The 23,423-nt window shown below is 68.2% G+C and carries 24 protein-coding genes; 9 read left to right on the top strand and 15 right to left on the bottom strand.

The genetic code is table 11. The features are described 5' to 3' along the window. Positions 1-265: 265 nt before the first annotated feature. From DEQ67_RS04095 to DEQ67_RS04085, 3 genes are all read left to right on the top strand, one after another. Positions 266-1,273 carry a transcription initiation factor IIB gene (locus DEQ67_RS04095; RefSeq protein ID WP_004044141.1) on the top strand — a complete coding sequence of 336 codons (1,008 nt, stop codon included), beginning with the start codon at positions 266-268 and terminating at the stop codon, positions 1,271-1,273. Between the two features lie 195 nt (positions 1,274-1,468). Next, a complete protein-coding gene (locus DEQ67_RS04090) occupies positions 1,469-2,563 on the top strand; it encodes a DNA-methyltransferase (protein ID WP_004064350.1) in 1,095 nt (364 codons plus the stop codon). Positions 2,564-2,678: 115 nt separating this feature from the next. After that, complete coding sequence (locus DEQ67_RS04085; protein WP_004064351.1) at positions 2,679-3,074, top strand: DUF7575 domain-containing protein; 396 nt, start codon at positions 2,679-2,681, stop codon at positions 3,072-3,074. A 69-nt stretch (positions 3,075-3,143) separates the two neighbouring features. On the opposite strand, the gene DEQ67_RS04080 is transcribed toward DEQ67_RS04085, so the two are convergent. The 6 genes from DEQ67_RS04080 to trpC all read right to left on the bottom strand — a co-directional run bounded on the left by DEQ67_RS04080 (position 3,144) and on the right by trpC (position 9,254). After that, entirely contained in the window at positions 3,144-4,322 is a 1,179-nt protein-coding gene (locus DEQ67_RS04080; RefSeq protein ID WP_008605927.1) for a 3-dehydroquinate synthase II, read from the bottom strand. A gap of 747 nt (positions 4,323-5,069) precedes the next feature. Next, positions 5,070-5,483 carry a methylated-DNA--[protein]-cysteine S-methyltransferase gene (locus DEQ67_RS04075; RefSeq protein WP_115860259.1) on the bottom strand — a complete coding sequence of 138 codons (414 nt, stop codon included), beginning with the start codon at positions 5,481-5,483 and terminating at the stop codon, positions 5,070-5,072. A gap of 92 nt (positions 5,484-5,575) precedes the next feature. After that, positions 5,576-6,376, bottom strand: coding sequence for a 2-amino-3,7-dideoxy-D-threo-hept-6-ulosonate synthase (locus DEQ67_RS04070; RefSeq protein WP_004064354.1), 801 nt, complete (start codon positions 6,374-6,376; stop codon positions 5,576-5,578). 24 nt (positions 6,377-6,400) lie between these two features. Further along, positions 6,401-7,234: a tryptophan synthase subunit alpha gene (trpA, locus tag DEQ67_RS04065; protein ID WP_008605926.1), complete on the bottom strand. Its 834-nt coding sequence runs from the start codon at positions 7,232-7,234 to the stop codon at positions 6,401-6,403. Beyond that, positions 7,234-8,502 (bottom strand): tryptophan synthase subunit beta, encoded by a 1,269-nt coding sequence (gene trpB / locus DEQ67_RS04060; protein WP_004044149.1) that lies wholly within the window; start codon positions 8,500-8,502, stop codon positions 7,234-7,236. Before trpB ends, trpA begins: the two co-directional genes overlap by 1 nt. Further along, positions 8,499-9,254, bottom strand: a complete 756-nt coding sequence (gene trpC / locus DEQ67_RS04055) for an indole-3-glycerol phosphate synthase (protein WP_223173884.1) — start codon at positions 9,252-9,254, stop codon at positions 8,499-8,501. Before trpC ends, trpB begins: the two co-directional genes overlap by 4 nt. A gap of 181 nt (positions 9,255-9,435) precedes the next feature. Between trpC and DEQ67_RS04050 the strand changes: the two genes are divergently transcribed. Next, on the top strand, positions 9,436-9,891 hold the full coding sequence (locus DEQ67_RS04050; RefSeq protein ID WP_115860263.1) for an MGMT family protein: 456 nt from the start codon (positions 9,436-9,438) through the stop codon (positions 9,889-9,891). Between the two features lie 16 nt (positions 9,892-9,907). Here DEQ67_RS04050 and DEQ67_RS04045 read toward each other — a convergent pair whose 3' ends face one another. The 3 genes from DEQ67_RS04045 to lonB form a co-directional block, all read right to left on the bottom strand. Then, the gene (locus DEQ67_RS04045; RefSeq protein ID WP_004044152.1) at positions 9,908-10,246 is read right to left on the bottom strand and encodes a hypothetical protein; all 339 of its coding nucleotides are present in this window, start codon (positions 10,244-10,246) and stop codon (positions 9,908-9,910) included. 102 nt (positions 10,247-10,348) lie between these two features. Then, positions 10,349-11,395, bottom strand: coding sequence for a CPBP family glutamic-type intramembrane protease (locus DEQ67_RS04040; protein ID WP_115802280.1), 1,047 nt, complete (start codon positions 11,393-11,395; stop codon positions 10,349-10,351). 6 nt (positions 11,396-11,401) lie between these two features. After that, positions 11,402-13,486, bottom strand: a complete 2,085-nt coding sequence (gene lonB, locus DEQ67_RS04035) for an ATP-dependent protease LonB (protein ID WP_004064360.1) — start codon at positions 13,484-13,486, stop codon at positions 11,402-11,404. A gap of 169 nt (positions 13,487-13,655) precedes the next feature. Here lonB and DEQ67_RS04030 point away from each other — a divergent pair, with 169 nt between their 5' ends. From DEQ67_RS04030 to DEQ67_RS04020, 3 genes are read left to right on the top strand one after another with little or no spacing between them, the layout of a single operon-like run. Then, positions 13,656-14,201, top strand: coding sequence for a nicotinamide-nucleotide adenylyltransferase (locus DEQ67_RS04030; protein ID WP_006600584.1), 546 nt, complete (start codon positions 13,656-13,658; stop codon positions 14,199-14,201). A 1-nt stretch (position 14,202) separates the two neighbouring features. Further along, positions 14,203-14,991, top strand: coding sequence for an SAM hydrolase/SAM-dependent halogenase family protein (locus tag DEQ67_RS04025; protein ID WP_115860265.1), 789 nt, complete (start codon positions 14,203-14,205; stop codon positions 14,989-14,991). After that, positions 14,991-15,659: a trimeric intracellular cation channel family protein gene (locus DEQ67_RS04020; RefSeq protein WP_188148163.1), complete on the top strand. Its 669-nt coding sequence runs from the start codon at positions 14,991-14,993 to the stop codon at positions 15,657-15,659. Before DEQ67_RS04025 ends, DEQ67_RS04020 begins: the two co-directional genes overlap by 1 nt. A 33-nt stretch (positions 15,660-15,692) precedes the next feature. On the opposite strand, the gene DEQ67_RS04015 is transcribed toward DEQ67_RS04020, so the two are convergent. The 4 genes from DEQ67_RS04015 to DEQ67_RS04000 all read right to left on the bottom strand — a co-directional run bounded on the left by DEQ67_RS04015 (position 15,693) and on the right by DEQ67_RS04000 (position 19,923). Then, positions 15,693-17,012 (bottom strand): APC family permease, encoded by a 1,320-nt coding sequence (locus DEQ67_RS04015; protein WP_115860267.1) that lies wholly within the window; start codon positions 17,010-17,012, stop codon positions 15,693-15,695. Between the two features lie 187 nt (positions 17,013-17,199). Then, positions 17,200-18,762, bottom strand: coding sequence for a thermosome subunit alpha (gene thsA, locus DEQ67_RS04010; RefSeq protein ID WP_008607594.1), 1,563 nt, complete (start codon positions 18,760-18,762; stop codon positions 17,200-17,202). 174 nt (positions 18,763-18,936) lie between these two features. Next, positions 18,937-19,218, bottom strand: a complete 282-nt coding sequence (locus DEQ67_RS04005) for a HalOD1 output domain-containing protein (RefSeq protein WP_004064366.1) — start codon at positions 19,216-19,218, stop codon at positions 18,937-18,939. A gap of 54 nt (positions 19,219-19,272) precedes the next feature. Further along, entirely contained in the window at positions 19,273-19,923 is a 651-nt protein-coding gene (locus DEQ67_RS04000; protein ID WP_115860269.1) for a helix-turn-helix domain-containing protein, read from the bottom strand. A 187-nt stretch (positions 19,924-20,110) separates the two neighbouring features. On the opposite strand from DEQ67_RS04000, the gene DEQ67_RS03995 reads away from it, so the two are divergent. After that, positions 20,111-20,935, top strand: a complete 825-nt coding sequence (locus DEQ67_RS03995) for an amidohydrolase family protein (RefSeq protein WP_004044162.1) — start codon at positions 20,111-20,113, stop codon at positions 20,933-20,935. Between the two features lie 9 nt (positions 20,936-20,944). Here DEQ67_RS03995 and DEQ67_RS03990 read toward each other — a convergent pair whose 3' ends face one another. Together DEQ67_RS03990 and DEQ67_RS03985 are read right to left on the bottom strand one after the other, a co-directional pair. Next, positions 20,945-21,847 (bottom strand): glycosyltransferase family 2 protein, encoded by a 903-nt coding sequence (locus DEQ67_RS03990; protein WP_115891342.1) that lies wholly within the window; start codon positions 21,845-21,847, stop codon positions 20,945-20,947. A 70-nt stretch (positions 21,848-21,917) separates the two neighbouring features. Then, the gene (locus DEQ67_RS03985; RefSeq protein ID WP_199519400.1) at positions 21,918-22,673 is read right to left on the bottom strand and encodes a class I SAM-dependent methyltransferase; all 756 of its coding nucleotides are present in this window, start codon (positions 22,671-22,673) and stop codon (positions 21,918-21,920) included. A 396-nt stretch (positions 22,674-23,069) separates the two neighbouring features. Here DEQ67_RS03985 and DEQ67_RS03980 point away from each other — a divergent pair, with 396 nt between their 5' ends. Next, on the top strand, positions 23,070-23,342 hold the full coding sequence (locus DEQ67_RS03980; RefSeq protein ID WP_004044165.1) for a winged helix-turn-helix domain-containing protein: 273 nt from the start codon (positions 23,070-23,072) through the stop codon (positions 23,340-23,342). Positions 23,343-23,423 lie beyond the last annotated feature (81 nt).

Below are 23,423 nucleotides of genomic sequence, written 5' to 3'. Positions count from 1 at the left end.
GCAACGCACCTTCGTGAAAAGTATGTGTCGCGTCGTCGGCCGCCGGGACGCCGGCGGGGCGTCACCGATGAGTCGCCGGCGAGGTCTCGAATCCCTCACGAACCTCAATCACTCGTGTGATGGCCTCGCACGGGTGAACGCCGCCGCTTGCCGAAAGCGATACCAAACCATTTATGCGGTCGTCTGCGGTTGCTGGTGTTACGGACAGCATCCGGGTTCTAGCCGCCTCTAACCACCCATTCCCGGAGCACCCGCCGTCGTATCCATGAGTGAACGAATCTGGACCCGAAACCCCGGCGCACAGGAGCAGGAACGAAACACGCAGAACGGCCGACAGGAGGCCGAGACCGAACAGGAAGAGACGAAGGGCGACACGCTTCAGTGCCCCGAGTGCGGCGGTCACGTCGTCACCGACGACGAACACGGCGAGACCGTCTGTAACGACTGCGGCCTCGTCGTGACCGCCGACTCCGTCGACCGCGGCCCCGAGTGGCGCGCGTTCGACGCCCGCGAGAAAGACGAGAAGTCCCGCGTCGGCGCGCCGACGACCAACACGATGCACGACAAGGGCCTGTCGACCAACATCGACTGGCGCGACCGCGACGCGTACGGGAACTCGCTGGGCGCGCGCCAGCGCCAGAAGATGCAGCGGCTCCGCAAGTGGAACGAGCGGTTCCGCACCCGCGACTCCAAGGAGCGCAACCTCAAGCAGGCGCTCGGTGAAATCGACCGCATGGCCTCGGCGCTCGGCCTCCCCGAGAACGTCCGCGAGACCGCCTCGGTCATCTACCGCCGCGCGCTCGACGACGACCTGCTGCCCGGTCGCTCCATCGAGGGCGTCGCCACGTCGTGTACCTACGCCGCCGCCCGCATGGCCGGCGTCCCGCGCTCGCTCGACGAAATCGCGGAGGTCTCGCGCGTCGAGAAGAGCGAGGTCGCCCGCACCTACCGCTACATCGCCCGCGAACTCTCGCTCGAAGTCAAGCCCGCCGACCCCGAGCAGTACGTCCCGCGGTTCGCCAGCGAGCTCGGCCTCTCCGACGAGTCGAAGATGCGCGCGCGCCAACTCCTGAAGAACGCCAAGGAGAAGGGCGTCCACTCGGGTAAGTCGCCGGTCGGCCTCGCCGCCGCCGCCGTCTACGCCGCCGCCCTCCTCACCAACGAGAAGACGACGCAGGCCGCCGTCAGCGACGTGGCCGACATCTCCGAGGTCACCATCCGCAACCGCTACCACGAACTCCTCGAAGCCGAGGAGAACCTCGGCCTCGTCTGAGGACCGAGTCGGACCCCCGCGCCGAACCGCGGTTCGACCCGGACGAGCGTCTCGATTTCCGCTTATTCGCCCGCCAGCGGCGGCGCTCGACGCGACGGGTCACGGTAGAATCGAACCGCACGAGCCGACGGCACCGCGGCGGCCGTCCCCGCGCCGAGGCGAAGGGTTTTGTTTCGGGGGAAATACGTCCGTACGATGCGCACGACGCACGCCCTCACGGTGGGCGACGCCGCCGACACCGGACTCGCCGACGAGAGCGTGAACCTCGTCGTCACGTCGCCGCCCTACCCCATGATAGAGATGTGGGACGACCTCTTTTCGGCGCGCGACGACGCCGTCGACGCGGCGCTCGACGCGGGCGACGGCGACGCCGCGTTCGAGGCGATGCACGAACAGCTCGACGCCGTCTGGGACGAGGTGGCCCGCGTGCTCGCGCCCGGCGGGGTCGCCTGCGTGAACGTCGGTGACGCGACCCGGAGCCTCGACGGGTCGTTTCGCCAGTACCCCAACCACGCCCGCGTGCTCACGGCGCTCAGCGAGCGCGGACTGACGCCGCTTCCGGACGCCGTCTGGCGGAAGCCGACGAACCGCCTGACGAAGTTCATGGGGTCGGGGACGCTCCCGACGAACGCCTACGTCACCCTCGAACACGAGTACGTGCTGGTGGTTCGGAAGGGCGACCCGCGGTCGTTCCCGCCGGGCGACGACCGGCGCTACGAGAGCGCCTTCTTCTGGGAGGAGCGCAACCGCTGGTTCTCCGACCTCTGGGAGTTCGGCGGGACCGACCAGCGCCTCGATTCGGGGGCCAGAGAGCGCTCGGCGGCGTTTCCCGTCGAACTGCCGCTGCGCCTGATTCGGATGTACTCGGTCTACGGCGACACCGTCTTCGACCCCTTCGTCGGCACCGGGACCACGACGCTCGCGGCCATGCTCGCCGGCCGGGACTCCGTCGGCTACGACCTCGACGCCGACCTCGTCTCGGGGTTCGAACGCCGACTCGACGACCTCCCGGAACGCTCGCGCGCGGAGGTCGAACGCCGACTCGACGCCCACCGCGAGTTCGTCGCCGGCCGCGACGAGCGCCCCGGTCACGACGCCGAACACTACGACTTCCCGGTCGTGACGAAACAGGAGCGCCGCATCCGTCTGTACCGAGTGTCGTCGGTCGAGGCGTCGGCCGACGGCGCGAACCGCGAGTTCGCCGTCGAACACGAGCCGTTCGACGGGACCGAGGCGGCCGCGGCGTCGGAGCGCTCCGAACCCTCGGAAGACGCGACGACGACCGACTGAGGTCGAACAACTCGAATTCGAGAGTTTCAGACGCCATCAGCGGGATTCGGTAGTGAGTTGCTGACTGTCCGACAATCCAGACGTTTAAGAGCGCGGACGACGACGCCAACGAACGATGCCCGATGCTCGTCGTCGCGCGTTCGTCGCCGCCCTCGTCGGCGTGGTTGGTGCCTCGCTCGGAATCGCCGGGGCGGGCCACGTCTACCTCCGCGAGTGGCGACGCGCAATCGCGTGGTTCACCTTCGTCGTCGGCGCGGGACTGGTGTTGCTCTCGACGTTCACCGACCCGGCGACCGTGACGGTGGACTCGCTTCCCAGAGAGGTGCTGTTCCCCGTCCTCGGACTGCTGTTTCTGAGCGCGCTCGACGCCTACCGCGTCGGAAGCCGCCCGCGCGGCCGCAACGCGAACGGCGAGCCGACCTGCCCGGTCTGCGGCGGCGAACTCGACCGGAACCTCGACTTCTGTCCGTGGTGTGCGACGGAGCTCGAATGGTACACGGTCGAAGGATAGAGAACGTCGACGAACGCCCGCCGCTGCGCGCGACGCTGCGTTCGAGTCCGAAAAAACGCGTTCCGTCCGTTACTTCTCGATGATGCTCTCTTCGACAGCCTCACCGAAGTGGCGCGCCGTGTCTTCGTAGTAGATGAGCATCTCGTCGCCGGGTTCGAGGTCGGTGACCGCGGTCCGACCCTCTCGGGTGTGGACCTTGATTGTCTCGGCGTTCTGGAGGAGCGTCGTGACGCGGTCGCCCTCGTAGTCCGCGGAGATGCGGAACATCGGCCGCTTTTCGATTTTCACGCGCCCGACGATGGCCTCGCGGGTGTTGCCGTTCGTGTCGATGAGCTGTACCTCGTCGCCGCTTTCGAGTTCGGAGAGGTAGACCGTGCCGCCGTCGGGGGTCCGCGCGTAGGCGTGGACCGCGCCGGCGTTGACTCTAAACGGCCGAGACGCGACGTACGGAGACTTCGCCGTCTCGGCGTGGACGAAGAACAGGCCGCGGGCCATCGAACCGACGAGCATCCCCTCGTCGTGGTCCATAATCGTGCCCGTATCGACGCAGACGCGGTCGGCCATGCCCGTGCGTTCGACCTCCGTGACCTCGGCCCAGACGAGGTCGAGCGACTCGCGTTCGGCCTCGTCGCGGACCTCGACGGTCTTTCGAATCTCGTCGGGGTCGTCGCTGTCGAGGAGGACGCCGTCGGAGCCGAGTTCGAGCGTCTCGAAGGCGGTCTTGGCCTCCTCGGCGGTCGTGACGCCCGCGATGAGGTCGGTCTCCTCGCCGATGCGGGCGATGAGGTTCTCCAGCGGGATGATGGTCCAGTCCTCGCCGATGACGATGGTGTAATCGCCGTCGCGGGCGGCCTCCTCGGCGAACGCCTCGTAGTCCTTGCTCAGGATGCGGACGTACGAGCCGTTTGCGAGGTCGTCGCCGCGGCGGAGCGTCGTCAGGTCGGCAGACCCGGAGAAGTCCGAGGGGAGTTCGACGGTCGCGTCGCCCTCGCCGTCCTTGCCGACGATGTAGGCGTCGGCGAGCGCTGCGGGCTCTCCGTCGTCTTCCTCTGCTTCCATCACGTGGACGTCCGCGTCGGTCCGGAACGCGGCGACGTTGACGTCGCCGAGTTCGCGCACCCGCTCGACGTCGGCCTCGTCGACGAGGACCCAGTCGACGCCGGCTTCCAGTCCGGCCGTGATGCGTCGCTTCCGCGTCTCCCAGTCGCCGACCGCGTCGTCGGCTTTGAGCCAGACGCTTCGTGTCATTATCGACTTCACTCGGTGGGCGGGCTTGAACGTGGCGAATGAACCAACGGACGGCGAGCGGATAGCGAACGGACAGCGACGGGCCGGGACGCTTGAGCGCCCCACCAGAATTCCATATCGCGCTATACGATTTATTAGAGTGGATTCGGGGCAGAATCGACGGTCGGACGACGATTCCAACCGCCGACGCGAGTCGAGCGAGAGCGGCGACTCGCCTCACTCAGTTACTCTCAACTCCCACCGAGTCGGCGGTTTGGTCGTCCCGACTCGGGTCAGTGTGCCTGCAACCTCGAAAGACAGCAGGTCGCGCGTGACTCGTGAATGCGTCGTCATCGGTGTTTCTGTCATCGAGCTCGCCAATCCACGGAAATAGAACACAGCGGCCACACCGAATCAACCGCCGACACCACGAGAGCGACGACGGAGGCGATTCGTCAGCACCGCACACCCGTACCGAGAAGGTCGCTGAAATCGACCGCGTGGGACCCCGTCTCGGGTGTAGAACTCCGGGTTCGAGGCTGGAAGACGGGGGTCGCGGCCGGTCGAACGTCGTTCTCTCACTCTATCCGCGGAATCCGACAACGACCGGCCAGACAACTGAACCGCGTCACGAACGCGGTTCCGCGAACGACGCGTCAGAACCTGGAGAAACCGATTCTTGGGTGCGCGCACGGCGCTCGCACCACACCGACCACGACAGCGCCCGGCCGGTTCGACAGTCAATAAACCGATTACGGCGATATGAAATCAGTCAAATCGGTCCAGCCCCGTCTGGACCGCGCCGCGCTCGTGGTCGAGAAGCGCGCGCTTCAGAGCGACGCCGCCGGCCGCGGAGAAGCCGCCGAGGGAGTCCGCGCCGACGACGCGGTGGCACGGGACGACGAGCGGGACCGGGTTCCGTCCGCAGGCCTGTCCGACGGCGACCGCGTGGCTGTCGAGTTCGGCCGCAACCTCGCCGTACGTTCGGGTCTCGCCGTACGGAATCGACGCCATCACGCGCATCACGTCGCCGGTAAAGGAGTCGGGAAATCGCACGTCAACGTCGAACTCGCGGCGCTCCCCGCGTTCGTACTCGACGAGTTGGTTTCGGAGCGAGTCGGCAGCACAGTCGATACGTCGGTCGTCTACCTCGACCGCGAACCCCCACATGGTGACGCGCATGGGTAGCGTTCGCGCTCGGCGGGTATCTAGTTGTAGGCCAGCGGTGTCGGGAAAACAGAACCCCGTCGGAACGCCGCGAATCGCGAGTCGCGTTACGCCTCGATGCCGAGCCCGGCGCGTTCGAGCGCGGTGTCCACATCTGCGTCGTCGTGGATGACGGCGCTGACGGCGCGAGTGATGGCCTCGGGGTTCTCGTGCTGGAAGATGGACCGACCCATGGAGACGCCGGCCGCGCCGGCGTCCATCGTGCCGCGGACCATCTCCACCGTCTCGCGGTCGGTGCCGCGACTGCCGCCGGCGATGACGACCGGCAGGCGCGTGGCCTCGACGACGCGACCGAAGGACTCCGCGTCGCCGCTGTATGCCGTCTTCACCACGTCGGCACCGACCTCCTCGGCGAGGCGGACGGCGTGGGCGAGCGCCTCGGGGTCCTGTTCGTCGATGCCGGGGCCGCGGGCGTAGGACATCGCGAGAACGGGCACGCCGAAGTCGGCGGCGCGAGAACAGAGGTCAGCGAGCTGCGTCATCTGGTCGGGCTCGTAGTCCGAGCCGACGTTGATATGGAAGGAGACGGCGTCGGCACCGACGCGGAGGGCGTCTTCGACGGTTCCGGTGAGTCGCTTGTCGTTTTCGTCCGGGCCGATGTCCGTCGAGCCGTTTACGTGGACGATGTAGCCTTTGCCGTTTTTGTTCGGGTGGACGCGCGGCGCGGTCCCCTTGTGCGTGAGGACGGCGTCAGCGCCGCCGCGCGTGATGCCGTCGATAGTGGATTCGATATCGACGAGGCCCGTGACCGGGCCGAGGGTGATGCCGTGGTCCATCGGGACGATGAGGTATCGCCCGTCTGTGGAGATGCGGTCGAGTCGTGCGGAGAGTCCGATGTCGGTGTTCATGTATGAGAAAGGGTGGCAGAGCAGTTATGTGCGTTCCGGATGCGGTGGGCGTTGCGACGCGCCCGCTACCGCACCGTCTTTGAGTTCGCGGGCGAGCGTTTCGAGTCGGTCCGCGACCGTTTCGGCGTCGTCGCCGTTCTCGTGGCCCTCGGCGACGATGTCGACGAGCGCGCTGCCGACGATGATGCCGTCGGCACCGCTGGCGACGATGCGCTCGGCGTGGTCGCCGCTGCTGATTCCGAAGCCGACCGCCTTGGGCACGTCGTAGTCGGTGAGTCGTTCGAGCGACGAGCCGGTCTGGTCGGAGACGCTCGACTGCGCGCCCGTCGTGCCGAGGCGCGCCTGCACGTAGACGTAGCCCGAGACCTGTTCCATGATGCGGTCGAGGCGCTCGCCGCGGGTCGTCGGCGCGACGATGAACACGAGGTCGAGGCCGAACTCGTCGCAGGCCTCGCGGAGCGGGCCGGCCTCCTCGGCCGGCAGGTCGGGCACGACGAAGCCCTCGATGCCGACTTCGGCGGCCTTCTCGACGAACGGCCGCGGTCCGGGTTCATCGCCGTAGCGATAGATGAGGTTGTAGTAGGTCATACAGACCAGCGGCACCGACACGTCGAGGTCCTCGACGAACTCGAAGAAGCGCGTCGGCGTCATGCCGCCTTCGAGCGACCGAACCACCGCGTTCTGGATGGTCGGCCCCTCGGCGATGGGCTCCGAGAACGGAAGCCCGAGTTCGATGACGTCCGCGCCGCCGCGTTCGAGCGCCTCGACGTATTCGAGCGAGGACTCGTAGTCGGGGTCGCCGGCGGCGAGATAGGGGACGAACGCCGGGCCGTCGGAGAAGGCGTCTTCGAGCGACATCACAGGCCCCCCGTGAACTCGTCCATGTTCGGCGCGATATCGATGTCGCGCTCGTAGGTCTCCTCGATGGCCGATTCGAGGTCTTTGTCGCCGCGACCGGAGACGTTGACCACGACGTACTCGCCGAGGTCGTCCGCGTTCTCGGCGTCGGGCGCGTCGGGACCGACGACCGATTCGAGGTAGCCGAACGCGTGGGCCGACTCCAGCGCGGGGATGATGCCCTCCATCTGCGAGAGCCGGTGGAATGCGGTCAGCGCCGCGTCGTCGTCGACGTTGACGGCGGTGACGCGGCCGGTGTCCACGAGGTGTGCGAGTTCGGGGCCGACGCCGGCGTAGTCGAGGCCGGACGACACCGAGTGCGACTCCATAATCTGGCCGTCGCGGTCCTGCAAGAGCCGGGTGCGCGCGCCGTGGAGAATGCCCTCCGACCCGGTCGTGAGCGACGCCGAGTTGGGCGCGACGCCGGCTTCCTCGTCCACTTCGAGCGTCGAGCCGCCGGCCTCGACGGCGTAGAGCGCGGTCTCCTCGTCGTCGACGAACTCGGCGAACGCGCCCATCGTGTTCGAGCCGCCGCCCGCGCAGGCGACGACGGCGTCGGGGAGCCGGCCGAGTTTCTCTCTGGCCTGCGTGCGGGCCTCCTCGGAGATGACCGACTGGAAGTCCCGAACCATGCTCGGGAACGGGTGCGGGCCGACGACGGAGCCGATGACGTAGTGGGTGTCCTCGACGTTGGTCGCCCAGTCGCGCATCGTCTCGGAGATGGCCTCCTTGAGCGTGCCGCGGCCAACGGTGACGGGGTTCACCTCGGAGCCGTTGAGCTTCATCCGGAAGACGTTGGGGCGCTGGCGGTTGATGTCGCGCTCGCCCATGTAAATCTCGCAGGGCATATCGAGGTGCGCGCAGGCCATCGCCGTGGCGGTGCCGTGCTGGCCCGCGCCGGTCTCGGCGATGATGCGCTCTTTGCCCATGTACTTCGCCAGTAAGACCTGCCCGAGGGCGTTGTTGAGCTTGTGCGCGCCGCCGTGCAGCAGGTCCTCGCGCTTGAGGTAGACCTCGCGGTCGTAGCGCTCCGAGAGTCGGTCCGCGCGCTGGAGGGGCGTCGGTCGCCCGCCGAAGTCCCGCAGTCGCGCGCGGAAGTCGTCCATGAAGCCGTCTTCGTTGTCGAGGACGTACCGCTCGTACGCGTCGGTCAGTTCCTCGATGGCCGGCATGAGTGCCTCGGGAACGTACTGTCCGCCGTAGTCGCCGAATTTGCCGTCTGCGCTCATTGTGTGAGTGTCTCCGTGTTCTGTCGCACGTCGCCGTCCATGATGGCGGTCCCGACGAGGAGGGCGTCGGCACCGGCCTCGCGCATCCGCCGCGCGTCGTCGACCGTCTGCACGCCGCTTTCGGCCACGAGAAGCACGTCCTCGGGCGCTTCGGGCGCGAGTTCCTCGAACGTGCCGAGGTCGACTTCCAGCTTCCCGAGGTCGCGGTTGTTGATGCCGACGATGTCGGCACCGGCCGCGAGCGCCGCCGTGAACTCCTCGCGCGTGTGGACCTCCACGAGCGGCTGGAAGCCGCGGTCGCGGGCCGCCTCGACGAGGGCCGGGAGGTCCTCGCCGACGAACCGCGCGATGAGGAGCACGAGGTCGGACTCGACGACGTCCAGTTGGGCCTCGTTCATGATGAAGTCCTTGCGGAGCACGGGCACGTCGACGGCCTCGCGGATGCGCCGCAGCGACTCGGCGGAGCCGCCGAAGTGCTCGGGTTCGGTGAGGACCGACAGCGCCGTCGCGCCGCCGGCGACCATCTCGCGGGCCAGTTCGACCGGGTCGTCCTCGCGGACGCCCTCGGTCGTCGGACTCGTGGGCTTCACCTCGGCGATGACGGGGACCCGACCCGCGGCCTCCGTCTCGGCCACGGCCTCGGGGAACGACCGCGCGTCGACCGACACGCGCGTCTCCCCGCCGGGTCGCTCCCGCGCGGCCTCCAAGATGGCGCGCACGTCGGGAGCTAATTCGTCTCCACTAGCGTTCATTGATGTACACTAACGCACGTATCTGTACATAAGACTTGCGTCGGCGGGGACACTCACCGTCTCTCACGTGCGCGCGGGCGAGAGCGCACGGCGAGGTATCGGCCACCCGAACCAAGCGCAGTCACCCCAACCGCACGCGGTCGCCGGAAGGGTCAAGCGTCCGGCGACGGGAGCCGAACGTATGCCCGTCTCGGGAATCTACGCGCGCGAATCGTCCACGCTCGGCCGCCCCGTGCAGGTCGGCGTGGTCAGCGGGAAGGTCATCGACGTCTCGTTTCCGGACTCGCTGCCGGCGGACGCCGAGTCGGACCACGACCACCTCGACGCCGTGTTGGCCGCCATCGACCGGGGCCAGACGGACCTCTCGTCGGTCCCCATCGGACTGACCGTCCCGACCGACCAGCGAAGCGTGCTGGAGTCGCTTCGGAACGTCCCGCGGGGTGACTCGGTCGACGTGGCGCTCCTCGTCCGCATGGCCGGCCTCGACCCCGAGGACGACGACTCGGAGCGCGTCGTCCGCAAGGCGCTCGCGGCGAACCCGGTCCCGGTCGTCGTCCCCGACCACCGCGTGAAAGACGGCCCGAGCGCCGCGCCAGACGACGTGGTCGAGGCGCTCCGGAAGTCCGAAGGAATCTAATTCTGCGGACCGCCCCTCAGAACGGCATCGCGTCGGTCTCGCGGCGGAGCGCGAGGTAGCCGAGCAGGCCGGCGAGGAGGAACAGCGTGCTCGCGAGTCCGACCGACTGGACGCCGGTCGCGAGCTCGGCGAACTGCGAGACGCCGGCGAGGAGGAAGCCGCCGCCGGCGACGTATTTGAGTTGACTGTCGACCGGAATCCGGAGCGTGACGACGCCGAGGAGAACCGCCGTCAGCCCGAAGGCGGCGTCGGCGGCGAGCCGGAGCGTCGGGTTCCCGGTGGCGAACGCCGCGACGACGAGCGCCAGATAACCGATGAGCCCCGCCTGCGTCAACTGCCGCGTGTCGATGTCCATACCGGCTACGCGTGGTGCGGACACTTGAACGCATCCCCGCGCCGCGGCCGCGACGGCGGGTGGTTCGGCGGTCGTCACCGACGCCGACGCAGGGAGACCCCGCTACCAGCCGAACAGTTCGTGGCCCGCGAACTCCAGCGCGTTCACGAGGTAGTGGGCGACGACCACGACCAGCAGGCTCTCGGTGAGGACGAACGCCGCCGCGAGGACGAACCCGAGGAGGCCGGTGACGATGATGCCGAGTCGACCCTGCGCGCCGTGCCCCGCGCCGAAGGCGGCCGACGACACGGCCGCCATGAGCCACGGCGACACGTCGAAGCCGGCGGCGACCGCGCCGACGAGCGCCCCCCGGAACAGCAGTTCCTCGAAGCCGGCGATGAGGGGGAGCGCGACCGCGAACAGGAACACCCAGCCCGCGGTCGTCCGCGGCGTCAGCGACTCGCGGACCGCCTCGTCGGGCGCGATGCCGAACCGCTCGCTGACCGACGAGCCGACCCGGTTCGCCCCGTAGAGCGCGAGCCCGAGTCCGACGCCGATAGCGAGCTTCGTCGGGAGGCCGGTGACGGAGAGGCCGAGCGCCGCGGCCGGCACGCCGGCGTACCACGCGCCGAGGCCGAGGAAGCCGCCGAGGAACGCCTGCGAGAGCGCGACGTTGGCGAGCAGGAGGTGCGGCGGGAGGTCGTCGGCGGACGCGGAGCGCTCCGAGACGGCCGAGGCGGGGCGTGCGGTGACGCCGGGTATCGTCCGGTCGGTCTCGGTCTCACAACCGGCCGCAGCGTCGGGGTCCGCGTCGCGGTCGGCGTCGTCCGCAACGTCGCCCGCCGCGAGCGTCGGCGGCTCGGGTCGCGGCGACGCGTCGGTCGAATCGACCGAAAAAGAGGCCAGCGGGAGGGCGTCGGGGTCGGCCGACTCGTCGGAATCGGCCGGGTCGGCGGGGGTCGAAACCGGGTCGTCCGGCGTACCGACTCGGGAGTCAGTGTCGGAAGCGTCGGGGTCGGAGGCGTCGCCGCGGATAGCGTCGTCGGGCGCGGCGGGCGCGGCGGAGCCGGTTCCCTCAGCGTGCGGGACGCCGCGAGAAAAGTACGCGAGAGAGAGTAAGACGGCGAGGACGAGGCCGGTGAAGCCCGCGAACGCCGCCCAGTCGGTCATCCGGCGTTACTGCGGGCTGGGGCTGGACGGCCCTTTGACGCCCTGCCCCTTGTTGAGGGCGGAGCCGGTGATGCTCTTGAGGCGGTCCACAAGCGAGTCCTTCTCGGGTTCGCCTTCGAGGGCGACGTCGAGGACTTCGCTGATGTGCGAGACGGGGATGATGTCGACCATCTCCTTGTACTCGTCTTCGATCATCACGTCCTGCTCGTTGGCGGCGGGGATGATGACCGTCGAACAGCCGGCCTTCGCGGCGGCCTCGATCTTGTGGGTGACGCCGCCGACCGGGAGCACGTCGCCGCGCACCGACAGCGAGCCGGTCATGGCGACCGACTGGTCGATGGGGATGTCCTCCAGCGCGGAGATGACGGCGGTCGCGACCGTGATGGACGCGGAGTCGCCGTCGACGCCCTGCTGGCCGGTCTGGACGAACTGCACGTGCACGTCCATCTCCGAGAGGTCTTGGTTGGAGAACTTCTTGATGATGGCCGAGACGTTCTGGACGGACTCTTCGGCCATCTCCTTGAGCTGGCCGGTCGCGATGACCTGACCGGGGCCCTGCGAGGGCGTGACTTCGGCCATCACGGGGAGCATGATACCGGAGTCTTCGCCCATGACGGCGAGACCGTTGACGCGGCCGGTGACGAAGCCGTCGTTGACCGACAGCTCGTAGTCCTTGCGCCGCTCGATGTACTGGTCCGCAATCTGCTGCTCGATGGAGCGCGCGCGGCGCTTGGCCTGGAGCACGTGGTCGCGGGTGGTCAGCTCGGCGTTCTCGCCGCGGGCGATGTCGCCGGCGACGCGGACGAGGCCGCCGAGGTTACGGAATTCGAGGGTGAGGTGGCCCTTGCGGCCGGCGCGGCGGCGGGCTTCGAGGATGAGCTCCTCGACCGCCTCCTCGGTGAAGTGCGGGAGCCGGCCGTCGTTGGTGACCTCCTGGGCCACGAAGCGCGCGTACTTGCGGCGCATCTCGGGGGTGTCCTCGATGGTGTCGTCCATGTACACCTCGTAGCCGTAGCCCTTGATACGGGAGCGGAGCGCGGGGTGCATGTTCTCCATCGCGTCGAGGTTCCCGGCAGCAATCATGATGAAGTCCGTCGGGACGGGCTCGGTCTGGACCATCGCGCCCGAGGAGCGCTCGGACTGGCCCGTGATGGAGAACTCGCCCTCCTGGATGGCCGTCATCAGGTGCTGCTGGCTGCGCACGTCGAGCGTGTTGATCTCGTCGACGAACAGGACGCCCTTGTTCGACTTGTGAATCGCGCCGGGTTCGACGCGGTCGTGGCTGGGCGTCTCCATGCCGCCGGACTGGAACGGGTCGTGGCGGACGTCGCCGAGGAGCGCACCCGCGTGAGCGCCCGTCGCGTCCTGGAACGGCGCGGACTTCTGGTCGGCGTTGTTCACGATGAGGTTCGGAATCATCGCGTCGCTGCCGCGCGAGCCGTAGCGGAACGCGAGATAGATGATACCCGCGGCGAGGATGCCGAGCAGGACCTGCTGGGCGATGATGAGCGAGTAGCCCAGCACGACCGCGATAATAATCCACATGAGGAACGAGCGCATCTGATTGCGCTTGCGTGCCTCCTCTTTGTGCGCCTCGACGATCTGGTCACCTTTGCCCGCGGGGACCGTGCGGACCTTGGGGCGATTGCCGTCGTCGGGGTTGTGGTAGACGAGCACGTCCTGGAGCTCCTCGCGGGGGAGAAGCTCGGACATCGCCTTGGCGAGCATCGACTTCCCCGTCCCCGGGGAGCCGATCATCATGACGTGGCGGCGCTGCTTGGCCGCCTTCATGATGACGTCGCGGGCGTGTTCCTGCCCGATAACCTGGTCGACGAGGCGGTCCGGGACGGGAATCTCGTCGGTCGTCTCTATCTGGAGACCACCGAGGAGGTCGTTCTCGTCCACGTTCTCGGCCACGTCGGCGTCGATTTCGACATCGCTCCCGAGGTCGTCGATCGTCTTCTTGTCGACCTCTTCGGCCTCGTCGTGCTGGAGCGACCCCCCGTCGTCGATACCCTCTTCCGAGGGCGCGTCGTCGGGTGAATCCTCCCGCTCGTGGAGGCTGTCGTCGGTGTTCGTATCGTTACTCATAGAACTGTCGTCGCTACTTCTAACGTAGGCCCTGCGACTGATATACTTTCTCCCCGTCACCATCCGGTGGCTCTTGCCGTAATCTCGCGTTTCGACCTTCCTACCACCAGAATACCGGAGTTCTCCGAACTCGGCGTATTTATAAGTAATCCGGACTAACGCCCGACGCATGCGGGGGTTCTACATCGGCCGGTTTCAGCCGTACCACAACGGCCACCACCGAATGGTCGAAGAGATTGCCGCCGAGGTCGACGAGCTCGTCCTCGGTATCGGGTCCGCGGGCGACTCCCACTCGCCGCGGAACCCGTTCACCGCGGGCGAACGAATCATGATGGTCAACAAGGCCGTCTCGGATTTCGACATCACGACCTACGCGGTCCCCATCGAGGACCTCGACCGCAACTCGGTGTGGGTCAGCCACGTCCAGTCGATGTCCCCCGCGTTCGAGGTGGCGTACTCCAACAACCCGCTCGTCATCCAACTGTTCACGGAGGCGGGCGTCGAAGTCCACCAATCGCCCATGTTCAACCGCGAGGTGCTAGAGGGCACGGAGGTCCGCCAGCGCATGATAGAAGACCGCGACTGGGAGTCGCTCGTCCCCGACGAGGTGGCCGACGTGGTCCGCGAAATCGACGGCATCGAGCGCCTCCAGCGCGTCACGGCCACCGACGGGGCCGAGCGCGTCGACGACGACGAGGACCCCAACCCCTGTTGAGATGATTACGCTCGCGTCCGACTTCGGGCTCGCGTACCCCGCCGCGATGAAGGGCGTCGTCCTCTCGCGGACCGACGCGCGACTCGTGGACGTGGCCCACGACCTCCAGCGACAGGACGTTCGCGCGGCCGCCTTCTGGCTCCGCGAGACGCTTCCGTACTTCCCGCCGGCGGTCCACCTCGTCGTGGTCGACCCCGGCGTCGGCACCGACCGCCGCGCGGTCGTCCTCCGGGTTGGCGACCACGTCTTCGTCGGTCCCGACAACGGCGTCCTCCGCCCGCCGGCGCGACGCGTCGCCGCCGGACTCGACGACGACGCCCCCGTCGAAGCGTACGAAATCGACGTTCCGAACCCCGAGTCGACGACCTTCCACGGGCGGGACGTGTTCGCGCCCGCGGCCGCCGACGCCCACGTCGCGGGCGCGTCGGCGCTGGAGTCGGTCGACAGATTCGAGCCGGTACCCGTCGACTCGCTCGCCGAGTGCCGCTTCCCCGAGGCGGCCGTCTCGGCCGACGGCCGCGAGGCGACCGGCGAGGTGCTCGTCGTCGACGACTTCGGTAACTGCATCACCAACGTCCCGGGCGAATTCGTCCGCGACGCGGCGGGCGAGACCGTCTCGGTGAACGGCGAGTCGGTTCCGGTCGGTCGCACGTTCGAGGCTGTCCCGCGCGGCGAGAAACTGCTCACCGTCGGCAGTCACGGCAACGTCGAGTGCGACGTGAACCACGGCCGCGGCGACGAGGCGTTCGGCCTCGCGCCCGGCGACCGCGTCGAACTCCGGGTCGACTGATGGGCGTCGCCGCGCTCGTGTCCCTTTCTGTGTCCGCTCCCGCCGCGGTCGCCGTCCCCGAAATCGACCCCTTCGCGGTGATGAACGTCGTCGGTCTCCTCGCGTTCGCGGTCGCCGGCGCGCTCAAGGCCGCCGAAGCCGGTCTCGACGTGTTCGGGGTCTCCGTGCTCGGCATCGTGACCGCCCTCGGCGGCGGGACGACCCGCGACGTGCTCGTCGACCGGCTGCCGGCCTCGCTCGCGGGGACGTGGGACATGAGCGTCGCGCTCGTCGGCGTCGCCCTCGCAATCGTCCTCATCCACTCGATGGAGGGGCGCGTGCGCGACCACCCGGCGTTTCTGACCACCGACGCGGTCGGGCTGTCGGCGTTCGCGGCGACCGGCGCGCTCGTCGGCGTCGACGCCGGCGTCACGTCGTTCGGCGTCGTCATCCTCGCCACCATCACGGCCGTCGGCGGCGGCTCCATCGCCGACATCCTCATCGGGCGCGTGCCGGTCGTCCTCCGCGACGACTTCTACGCGACGCCCGCCGTCGTCGGCGGCCTCGCCTTCCTCGCGGCCCGCGCGGTCGGCGCGCCGACCGGCGTCCCCTCGGGGCTGTGCGCCGCGGTCGTCTTCTCGGTTCGGGTGCTCGCGCTCCGCTACGACTGGCGGCTCCCGCGGGTCTGAGGCGGGGCTGGGAGACCACCGGGAACGGAATCCCTACAACTCGTTTTCGACGCGTCGTTCCGCCGACCGAACCTCGCTTGCGATGCTCTCGCGCTCGAAGTAGAGCACCTCGACGCCGACGACGACCACCGCGAGTGCGAGGACGGTCCAGAACGTCCCGCGCTCGGCGTCGAACAGGTGCCACAGGAGCGCGGCCGCCGAGCTAACTCCGCCGACGGTCCCGACGGCGGGAATCACGGCCGTCGCGAGGTCCTCGCGCTCCCGGAACGCGAGAAACGAGAGGCCGCCGAAGATGCTGATGAACGCGAGCGACGCGAACGAACTGATGGCGTCGAGGCTCCCGAGAAAGGCGAACCCGGCGGCGAGCACGCCGAGCGTCGCGAGCGGGCGAACCGGCTCGTCGGCGGACGCGTCGCGGAGGCGACTCGGGAGCAGGTCGTCGGCGACGAGGCGCTTCGAGAGCCGCGCGGAGCTGAACAGCGTGGCGTTGATGGCGCTCCCCGTCGAAAACAGCGCCGCGACGGAGATGAGGACGAACCCGGCCTGCCCGAGGAACGGCCGGGCGGCGACCGCGAGGGCGGTCTCGGCGTGCTGTTGGATGGCGTCGATGCCGGCGAGGTTGGTCGTGACGAGCGCGACCATGATGTACAGCCCCGTCGCGCCCGCGATGGAGATGTAAATCGCCTTTCTGACGGTCTCGCGGGGGTCGGCGATGTTCTCCTGGTCGAACAGCAGGAGCTCCCAGCCCTCGAAGGCGACGAAGGAGACGGCGGCGGCGACGAGCGGGCCGATACCGAGGTTCGACAGGCCAAAGGAGAGGCCGCCGTGGGTCGCGCCGTAGGCGACGCCGCCGACGCCGAACACGAGCAGGATGGCGACCTTGAGGCCGACCAGAACGTCTTCGGCCCGCCCCGAGGCGTGCGCCCCGAAGACGTTGAGGCTCACGAACGCGGCGACGGTGAGCGCGGAGACGAACGGCTGTATCGAGACCGACGCGACCGTCGAGACGCCGGTGAGTTCGACGAAGTAACCGCCGAAGGCGTAGGCGTACATCGCCATCGTCCCGACGTAGCCGAAGACGAACGTCCAGCCCACGACGCCCGCGAGCGTGGTGTTGTCGTCGGTGAAGCGCTCGACGTAGCCGACGGGCGACCGCGGCGACTCGCACAGCCCGTTCAGTCGGAGCAGCGAGTAGCCGGCACAGGCCGCGAGCACGCCGGCGACGACGAACGCCGCCCAGGCGAGCGTCCCGGCCGCGCCGGCGACGACGCCGAGCACGGCGAAGATGCCGCCGCCGACCATGCCCCCGATCGCCATCGACACGGCTTCCGGAAGCCCGACTTCGTCGGACATGGCGTGCAGTTCGACGCTCGCGACGGAAGAACGTAGCGGCCAGTTGAGAGGTATTATTCGGCGGCGCGGCTCCGGAGAGAGTGGCTGTGGGCGGCACGACCGCGAAAAGCGACACGAAGTGGCCCGGCGGCGGGAGCGCCGCCGGAGATGGGTTTGATGGGGGGAGTGCGTTCTGCGAGCGGAGCGATTACTTGGCGGCGATGACGTCGTCGATGCGCACGATCATCGTCGCGGCCTCGGTCGCGGACTCGATGGCTTCGCGCTTGACCGCGACGGGGTCGATGACGCCGAGTTCGACGGGGTCACCGATTTCGCCGGAGCGGCCCGAGGAGATGATGCCGGCGAGGCCCTCGTTCTCGTAGCGGGCGCGGAGGTCGACGAGCGCGTCGATGGGGTCCATGCCGGTGTTCTCCGCGAGGGTGCGCGGGAGCGCCTCGACGGCGTCGGCGTAGGCTTCGACGGCCAGCTGCTTGCGGCCCTCGATGCCGGCGGCCTCCGAGCGGATGCGGTCGGCGATGGCGATTTCGGTCGCGCCCGCGCCGGGGACGACGCCGCCCTTGTCGATGGCGGCGACGACCACGTCGACGGCGTCTTCGATGGCGCGTTCGAGTTCGTCGACGACGTGTTCGGTGCCGCCGCGGAGGAACAGCGTGACGGCCTTGGCCGCCGCGCCGCCCTCGACGAACGCGAGGTCGTCGTCACCGAAGCTGCGGATGCTGACGGCGTCGACGCGGCCGAGGTCGGACTCGTCGAGGTCCGAAAGCGAGCCGAGGCGCTTCGCGCCGGTCGCGCGGGCGAGGGCCCGGGCGTCGGACTTCTTCACGCTCTTGAACGCGAGGATGCCCGCGTCAGCGAGGAAGCCCGCGACGCGGTCGTCGATGGACTTGGTGCAGAACACCACGTCGACGCCGGCGTCCGCGAGCGCCTTCGCGTAGCCGCGGAGTTCGCTGTCCTCGGCGTCGATAGCGGCGGTAAGCTGGTCGACAGAGGTGATGTTGTACTCGGTGTCGACCTCGCTCTTGCGCACGTCGAGTTTCATGTCGAGGACCGCGACGGTCGCGTCGGAGACGGACCGCGGCATATTCTCGTTGACGGGCTCCTTGTCGAGGACGACGCCCTCGACGAGTTCGGTCGCCGAGGAGGACGCGCCCGTGCGGGTGAGCACGCGAACATCGTCGCGGTGGAACACACCGTTGTCGTCTTCGTGGACCATCTGGACCGCCTTGACGACGTGTTTGGCGAGCACGTCGGCGGTCACGTCGCCGGTGCCCTTGCCGGTCATGGAGGACTCAGCGACCTTCCGGAGCAGGTCGTCGTCGAGCGTCACGTCGAGAACCATGTCGTCGATGGCGTCCTGGGCGATGCGGGCGGCCTCGGTGTAGCCCTCGACGATGACCGTCGGGTGGAGGTCGTCGTCGAGGAGGTCCTCGGCGTGCGCGAGGAGTTCGCCGGTGAGGACGGCCGCGGTGGTCGTGCCGTCGCCGACTTCCTCCTCTTGGGTCTGGGAGACTTCGACGAGCATCTGCGCGGCGGGGTGCTCGATGTCCATCTTCTCCAGAATGGTCGCGCCGTCGTTCGTGATGACGACCTCGCCCGAGGAGTCGACGAGCATCTTGTCCATGCCGCGTGGCCCGAGTGTGGTCCGTACGGCTTCGGCGACCGCCTTTCCGGCGCGGATGTTGGAGTCCTGCGCTGAGCGGCCGTGCGTTCGGTTCGTCCCCTCTGCGAGAATGTATAACGGTTGCTGCATTCGTGAAGCCATGTTGAAACCTCAACCGCTATCAACGATTGCAGTTCTATAAATACGTTTCGCCGGGAGTGAGCTACGAAATCGCACGACAGGGCGACGGTTTTCGAATCTCGTCCGAGGTGTCAACGGCCCGAATCAGCGACCGGGCGAGGTTCCGTCGAAACGGGCGCAGGGCTACTCGTCGAGCGGGTGGACGGTGAGCGTCCCGTCACCGAACAGCGAGACGAGGTGGCCCGCGTACTGGAACGAGAACCGCCGAGACGGGTCGTGAGAGGGGTGAAAGAGAACGTCGAGGGCTTCGGGGTCGACGCCGATGTCCGAGAGCGGCGGGAGTTCGAGTGGGCTGAGTTCCGTGGCCGTCGCGACCGCCGAGGCGATGGCGACCGCCACCTCGTCGTACCGGTCGACGGAGGTGGTTACCACGGACCCAACTCCATCTTCGAACGGGTCGTCCATACAATCCGAATGGGTAGTGGAGTACCTATTGGTGTGGGTTGATTATGTAACCCGCTATTGTGGGGGTTGCTCGTCTCGAATTCGCTCTGCGAGCGTCCGGTACGCGCGTTTGAGACGGGCGGCGACCGCCTGCCGCGAGATGCCGAGTTCCGCGCCGAGTTCGGCCAGCGACGTGGCCCGGTGTTCGTCGAAGTAGCCGCGTTCGAGCGCGAGCAGCAGGGTTTCGAGCTGCGCGTCGGTCAGCTCCTCGCCCGGCGGCGCTTCCTCGGCCGCGACCGTGGTGATGCGGTCGAACTCGGCGTCGATGCCGTGGGCCGCCCACTCGCGTCTGAGGTCGGTCAGCACCCGGTACGACGACACCCGAAGCTTGAGCCACCACGAGTCGACGGTCGAGCGGCACTCCAAGAGGACCGCGTCGCGTTCGGCCAGCGCGTCGAAAATCGGGACCTGTGAGACGTTCCAGCTGACGCCGTAGAGCACCCGCCCCGAGACGGATTCGACGAGCGTGAGGTCGTCGACGCTCGGAAGCGACCGCACCGCCTCCCCGAACGACGCCGCGTCGGGACCGCGGACCCAGACGAACGACACCGACCGCGAGGCGGTCGGAACGGAGCGTTCCAGTTCGAGTTCCACGTCGTGTTCCACGACCGCGGACCCGAACGGGACCGCGGACAGCGGCGCGACGACCTCGGCGATGAGGCACACGCGTGAACGATAGGAGTATCAAGCCAAAAAGTTGCGTTTCAGGCTCTCTCCGTACCGTCGTGGAGGAATGAACGTCACGCGTCGATGAACGAACCCCGGCGGGCGAGCGGCCGATACTGTGAGCGCGGTGAAACGACGACGGCGGATTCTACAACCTATTTGACGGCCACCGGAGAGTGACACCACAATGCTGGAGTTGGAACACGGGTTCAGGGTCGTGGACGTGAACGCCCGCCTCGACCCCGACGAGCGGTCGGTCGCGGTACGCGGGCGGGAGATAAGCCCCGAGCGCCTAGAGCGCGAACTGCATCAGGCGGGCGTCGTTCGCGCCGTCGTCTCGCCGGGCGCACAGCGGGTCGCGGGGAGCTACCTCCGCCCGAACAACGCTGTCGCGCGGATGAGCGTCGACCGCCCGTTTCTGGCGTTCGCCCGCATCAACGGCCCGCGCGACCCGAGCGGCCGGGCCTCGGCGCGGCTCCGGAACTTCAGGTCGTCGCGGGCGGACCACCACGCCGACCCCGACGACATCGAACAGTACGCCTACGACGACCGCTTCCACGGCTTTTCGCTCGCGCCGGCGGTCGACGGGCTCCCGGACGACGAGACGCTGGCGATGCTGGAGGACGTGGGGCTGCCGGTCTTCGTCGAGGGCGGGCAGGCCTTCGAGCCGAGCGCCGTCGCCCAGTCGCTGCTCGGGCGGTTCCCGGTCATCCTGTCGGGGTTCGGCGGCTTCCCGCTCGACCGCGGGCTGATGGACGAGGCTATCGACCTCCTCGACGACCACGAAGACCTCTATCTCGACACGAGTTTCGTCCGCTACCGGAGCGTGCTCGAACGCGCGCTGCTCGAACACCCGGACCGGGTGCTGTTCGGCAGCGGCGCGCCCGAGACCCACCCGAACGTGGGCGTCATGGAGATACTGACGCTCGACGTGTCGGAAGACGCGCTGGCGAAGGCGTTCTCGAAGAACGCGGCGCGGGTCATCGCGGCGCTCGGCCCCGGAGAACAGTAAGGAGGCGAGTCAGCGCCGGTCGTATCGGGCGACGGCGCGGTCGGCGCGCTTCGACCGGCCGTGGGGGTTCCGCGTGCGAGTTCGGTCGCGGGCGCGGGCGACCAACCCGTCGGAGACGCCCGTGGCGATGCCGCCGACCACGTCGCGGCCGGTTCCGACCCAGCCCGACGGCGTCACGTCGCCTCGCAGGACGCCGAGGGCGGCGTCGACGCCGTCCGAAACCGCGTGTGTCACCGTCCGCTTGACGGTCCCCGGTCTGATGCCGTAGTTCTTCACGAGTCGATAGGTCAGAGAGCGGTACTTCCAGCCCCAGTCGCGCTCCGAGACGCCGCCGTCGGCCTCGAACTCGCGGCGGACGCACATCTCGGGAGCCCACGCGACGGAGCGGTCGAACCCGGCGAGGCGGTGGGCCGCGTCGCGCGCGCCGCCCGTCTGGAGGTACTCGTCGAAGCCGTCGAGGGCGTCGATGGCCCCGCGTCGGAACGCGACGTTGCCGCCGTTGAAGTACGTCACCGTGCGGCCGCCGATGGCGTTCCGTTCGATCGACTCGGTCGTCATGCCGTTGCGGAGCGTCTGGTGCATCGGCCCGGTAACCACGTCGGCGTCGGCGATGCCGGCTTCGAGCGCCGACAGCCACGACGACTCGACGGAGAGGTCGTATCGAAGGAGTGCGACCACGTCGCCGCCGGCGACTTCGAGGCCGGCGTTACGGGCGACGTTGAGGTTGCGGTCGGAGATTTCGACCAGCACGTCCACGTCGTCGCGCTCTCTCACCATCCCGGTCGTGCCGTCGGCGGAGGGACCGTTGACGACGACGACTTCCGCGTCGGGGGCGTGCTCGGCCAGCGCGTCGAGGCTGGTGGCGAGCCGGTCCCGACCGTTGAGCGTCGGGAGCACAACCGAGAGGTCCATACCCGACAGTTGCGGTGGACGTACTTAAATGTGAATCGAGAACCGTGTTAAAATCTGCCGTGAGAACGCCTCACTCGGCGTCGCTCGCCCGCGTCGCCGCGCGAGACGACTCGTCGGCGGATTCGACCCGCGCGTTCCAGTACGACACGGACGCGAGGTCGTCGCCGAGCGGCGAGTCGCCGACGGCGAGGTCGAGCGAGCGGAAGGGCTGTGCGATGCCGTTGGGGACCTTCCGGTAGAAGCCGAACGGGATGACGAAGTCGTGCTTCGCACCCGCGAGGTCGAGTCCGGCGTCGCCGAGCAGCCGCCGCACGTCGCGTTCCGAGTAGAGCCGCGACCCCATCGGGAGCAGCCAGTTGTAGGCCACCCGGAGGCTCCCGTCGTTGAAGGTGTCGAAAAACACCTGCCCTTTCGAGACGCGGGCCATCTCGGCTAAGAACTTCGCCGGGGTGTCCGCGAGGTGGAAAAACCGCATCGCGAACACCGCGTCGAAGTGGTCGTCCGGGAACGGCAGCCGCGCCGCGTCGCCGCGGAGGAACTCGATGCGGTCGGCGACGCCCGCTCTGCGGGCCTTCTCCCGCCCCTGTACCATCATCGCCCGCGAGATGTCCAGTCCGACGACGTCCGCCCCCTCCTGGGCGAGCATCACGGTGAACCGGCCGGTCCCGCAGGCGATTTCGAGGATGTTCTTGTCCTCGACGGGGCCGAGCGCCGCGAGGACCGCCTCCTTCTCTCGCCGGTCGATGAGCCGACCGCCCTTGGAGAACCGCTTCGAGTCGTACTCCTGGGCGACCTCGTCGGCCTGGTACCACTCCTTTCCTTTCACGCTACGCATACTCGCGGGGGGGACCGTAAAACGGTACTGGATACGCGGTGCGGAAGCGGGGTTCGACGGGCGGAGGGGAGGGGTTTTCGTCCGCCGAGCGCGCACCATGGTATATGCCAACGTGTAGAAACTGCGGCGCGACCTGCGAGGCGGACGCGTTAACACGACACGTCAGCGAAGGGTGGCTCGTCGTCCACTGCCCGGACTGTCACGCGCCGCTCGGGAGCTATCGACTCGGCACTCCAGCGGTCGATACGATGCGAAACGTGGAGTGAGACGCCTACTCGCGGTCGATTTCCCAACAAACGCACGATATTAATATGTGTATTATGTGTCTGGATTCTTTTCACACACTTGTAGCTAACCCTTAACACGGAGCAACCGACTGTGACGGGTATGAGCACCACCACCGCAGAGCCAGATACTGAAGACCTGCTCTCGGAAGCCGAGTTCCGAGAGCGCCTCCGCGAGCTTCCCCCGAGCGCGAAGCTCGTCGCAAAAGTCCTCGAAAGCGACGCGCCCCTCTCGCAGGGCCAGCTCGCGGAGGAGTCGCTGCTGCCGGACCGTACCGTCCGCTACGCGCTCAACCGTCTCGAAGAGTCCGACCTCGTCGGCTCGCGCTACTCCTTCAAGGACGCGCGAAAGCAGGTCTACTTCCTCAACACGTAAGCGCGCGGTCCCACCGATAGCGCGACAGACCACCGCCCGCGGGGGCGCACTCCCGCAGACCAAGCCACCACTTCTCTCGAA

Source organism: Haloferax sp. Atlit-48N, from assembly GCF_003383015.2.
Taxonomy (GTDB): Archaea; Halobacteriota; Halobacteria; order Halobacteriales; family Haloferacaceae; genus Haloferax; species Haloferax volcanii.
Note: the sequence above shows the minus strand (reverse complement) of the source record. Positions and strands in the feature narration are given on the sequence as shown.

Excerpts from the sequence above, each read along its gene's own strand:
- DEQ67_RS04050 (WP_115860263.1), top strand. The coding sequence starts at position 9,436 with ATGCCCGTCTCGGGAATCTACGCGCGCGAATCGTCCACGCTCGGCCGC.
- DEQ67_RS04070 (WP_004064354.1), bottom strand. The coding sequence starts at position 6,376 with ATGAACACCGACATCGGACTCTCCGCACGACTCGACCGCATCTCCACA.
- DEQ67_RS03980 (WP_004044165.1), top strand. The coding sequence starts at position 23,070 with ATGAGCACCACCACCGCAGAGCCAGATACTGAAGACCTGCTCTCGGAA.
- DEQ67_RS04080 (WP_008605927.1), bottom strand. The coding sequence starts at position 4,322 with ATGACACGAAGCGTCTGGCTCAAAGCCGACGACGCGGTCGGCGACTGG.
- trpA (WP_008605926.1), bottom strand. The coding sequence starts at position 7,234 with ATGTCGCTCGAAGACGCCTTCTCCGACGGCCCGGCGTTCGTCCCCTAT.
- DEQ67_RS04040 (WP_115802280.1), bottom strand. The coding sequence starts at position 11,395 with ATGACCGACTGGGCGGCGTTCGCGGGCTTCACCGGCCTCGTCCTCGCC.
- trpB (WP_004044149.1), bottom strand. The coding sequence starts at position 8,502 with ATGAGCGCAGACGGCAAATTCGGCGACTACGGCGGACAGTACGTTCCC.
- DEQ67_RS04020 (WP_188148163.1), top strand. The coding sequence starts at position 14,991 with ATGGGCGTCGCCGCGCTCGTGTCCCTTTCTGTGTCCGCTCCCGCCGCG.
- thsA (WP_008607594.1), bottom strand. The coding sequence starts at position 18,762 with ATGCAGCAACCGTTATACATTCTCGCAGAGGGGACGAACCGAACGCAC.
- DEQ67_RS03990 (WP_115891342.1), bottom strand. The coding sequence starts at position 21,847 with ATGGACCTCTCGGTTGTGCTCCCGACGCTCAACGGTCGGGACCGGCTC.
- DEQ67_RS04015 (WP_115860267.1), bottom strand. The coding sequence starts at position 17,012 with ATGTCCGACGAAGTCGGGCTTCCGGAAGCCGTGTCGATGGCGATCGGG.
- trpC (WP_223173884.1), bottom strand. The coding sequence starts at position 9,254 with ATGAACGCTAGTGGAGACGAATTAGCTCCCGACGTGCGCGCCATCTTG.
- DEQ67_RS04030 (WP_006600584.1), top strand. The coding sequence starts at position 13,656 with ATGCGGGGGTTCTACATCGGCCGGTTTCAGCCGTACCACAACGGCCAC.
- DEQ67_RS04090 (WP_004064350.1), top strand. The coding sequence starts at position 1,469 with ATGCGCACGACGCACGCCCTCACGGTGGGCGACGCCGCCGACACCGGA.
- DEQ67_RS04005 (WP_004064366.1), bottom strand. The coding sequence starts at position 19,218 with ATGGACGACCCGTTCGAAGATGGAGTTGGGTCCGTGGTAACCACCTCC.
- DEQ67_RS04085 (WP_004064351.1), top strand. The coding sequence starts at position 2,679 with ATGCCCGATGCTCGTCGTCGCGCGTTCGTCGCCGCCCTCGTCGGCGTG.
- DEQ67_RS03995 (WP_004044162.1), top strand. The coding sequence starts at position 20,111 with ATGCTGGAGTTGGAACACGGGTTCAGGGTCGTGGACGTGAACGCCCGC.
- lonB (WP_004064360.1), bottom strand. The coding sequence starts at position 13,486 with ATGAGTAACGATACGAACACCGACGACAGCCTCCACGAGCGGGAGGAT.
- DEQ67_RS04095 (WP_004044141.1), top strand. The coding sequence starts at position 266 with ATGAGTGAACGAATCTGGACCCGAAACCCCGGCGCACAGGAGCAGGAA.
- DEQ67_RS04045 (WP_004044152.1), bottom strand. The coding sequence starts at position 10,246 with ATGGACATCGACACGCGGCAGTTGACGCAGGCGGGGCTCATCGGTTAT.
- DEQ67_RS04025 (WP_115860265.1), top strand. The coding sequence starts at position 14,203 with ATGATTACGCTCGCGTCCGACTTCGGGCTCGCGTACCCCGCCGCGATG.
- DEQ67_RS04075 (WP_115860259.1), bottom strand. The coding sequence starts at position 5,483 with ATGCGCGTCACCATGTGGGGGTTCGCGGTCGAGGTAGACGACCGACGT.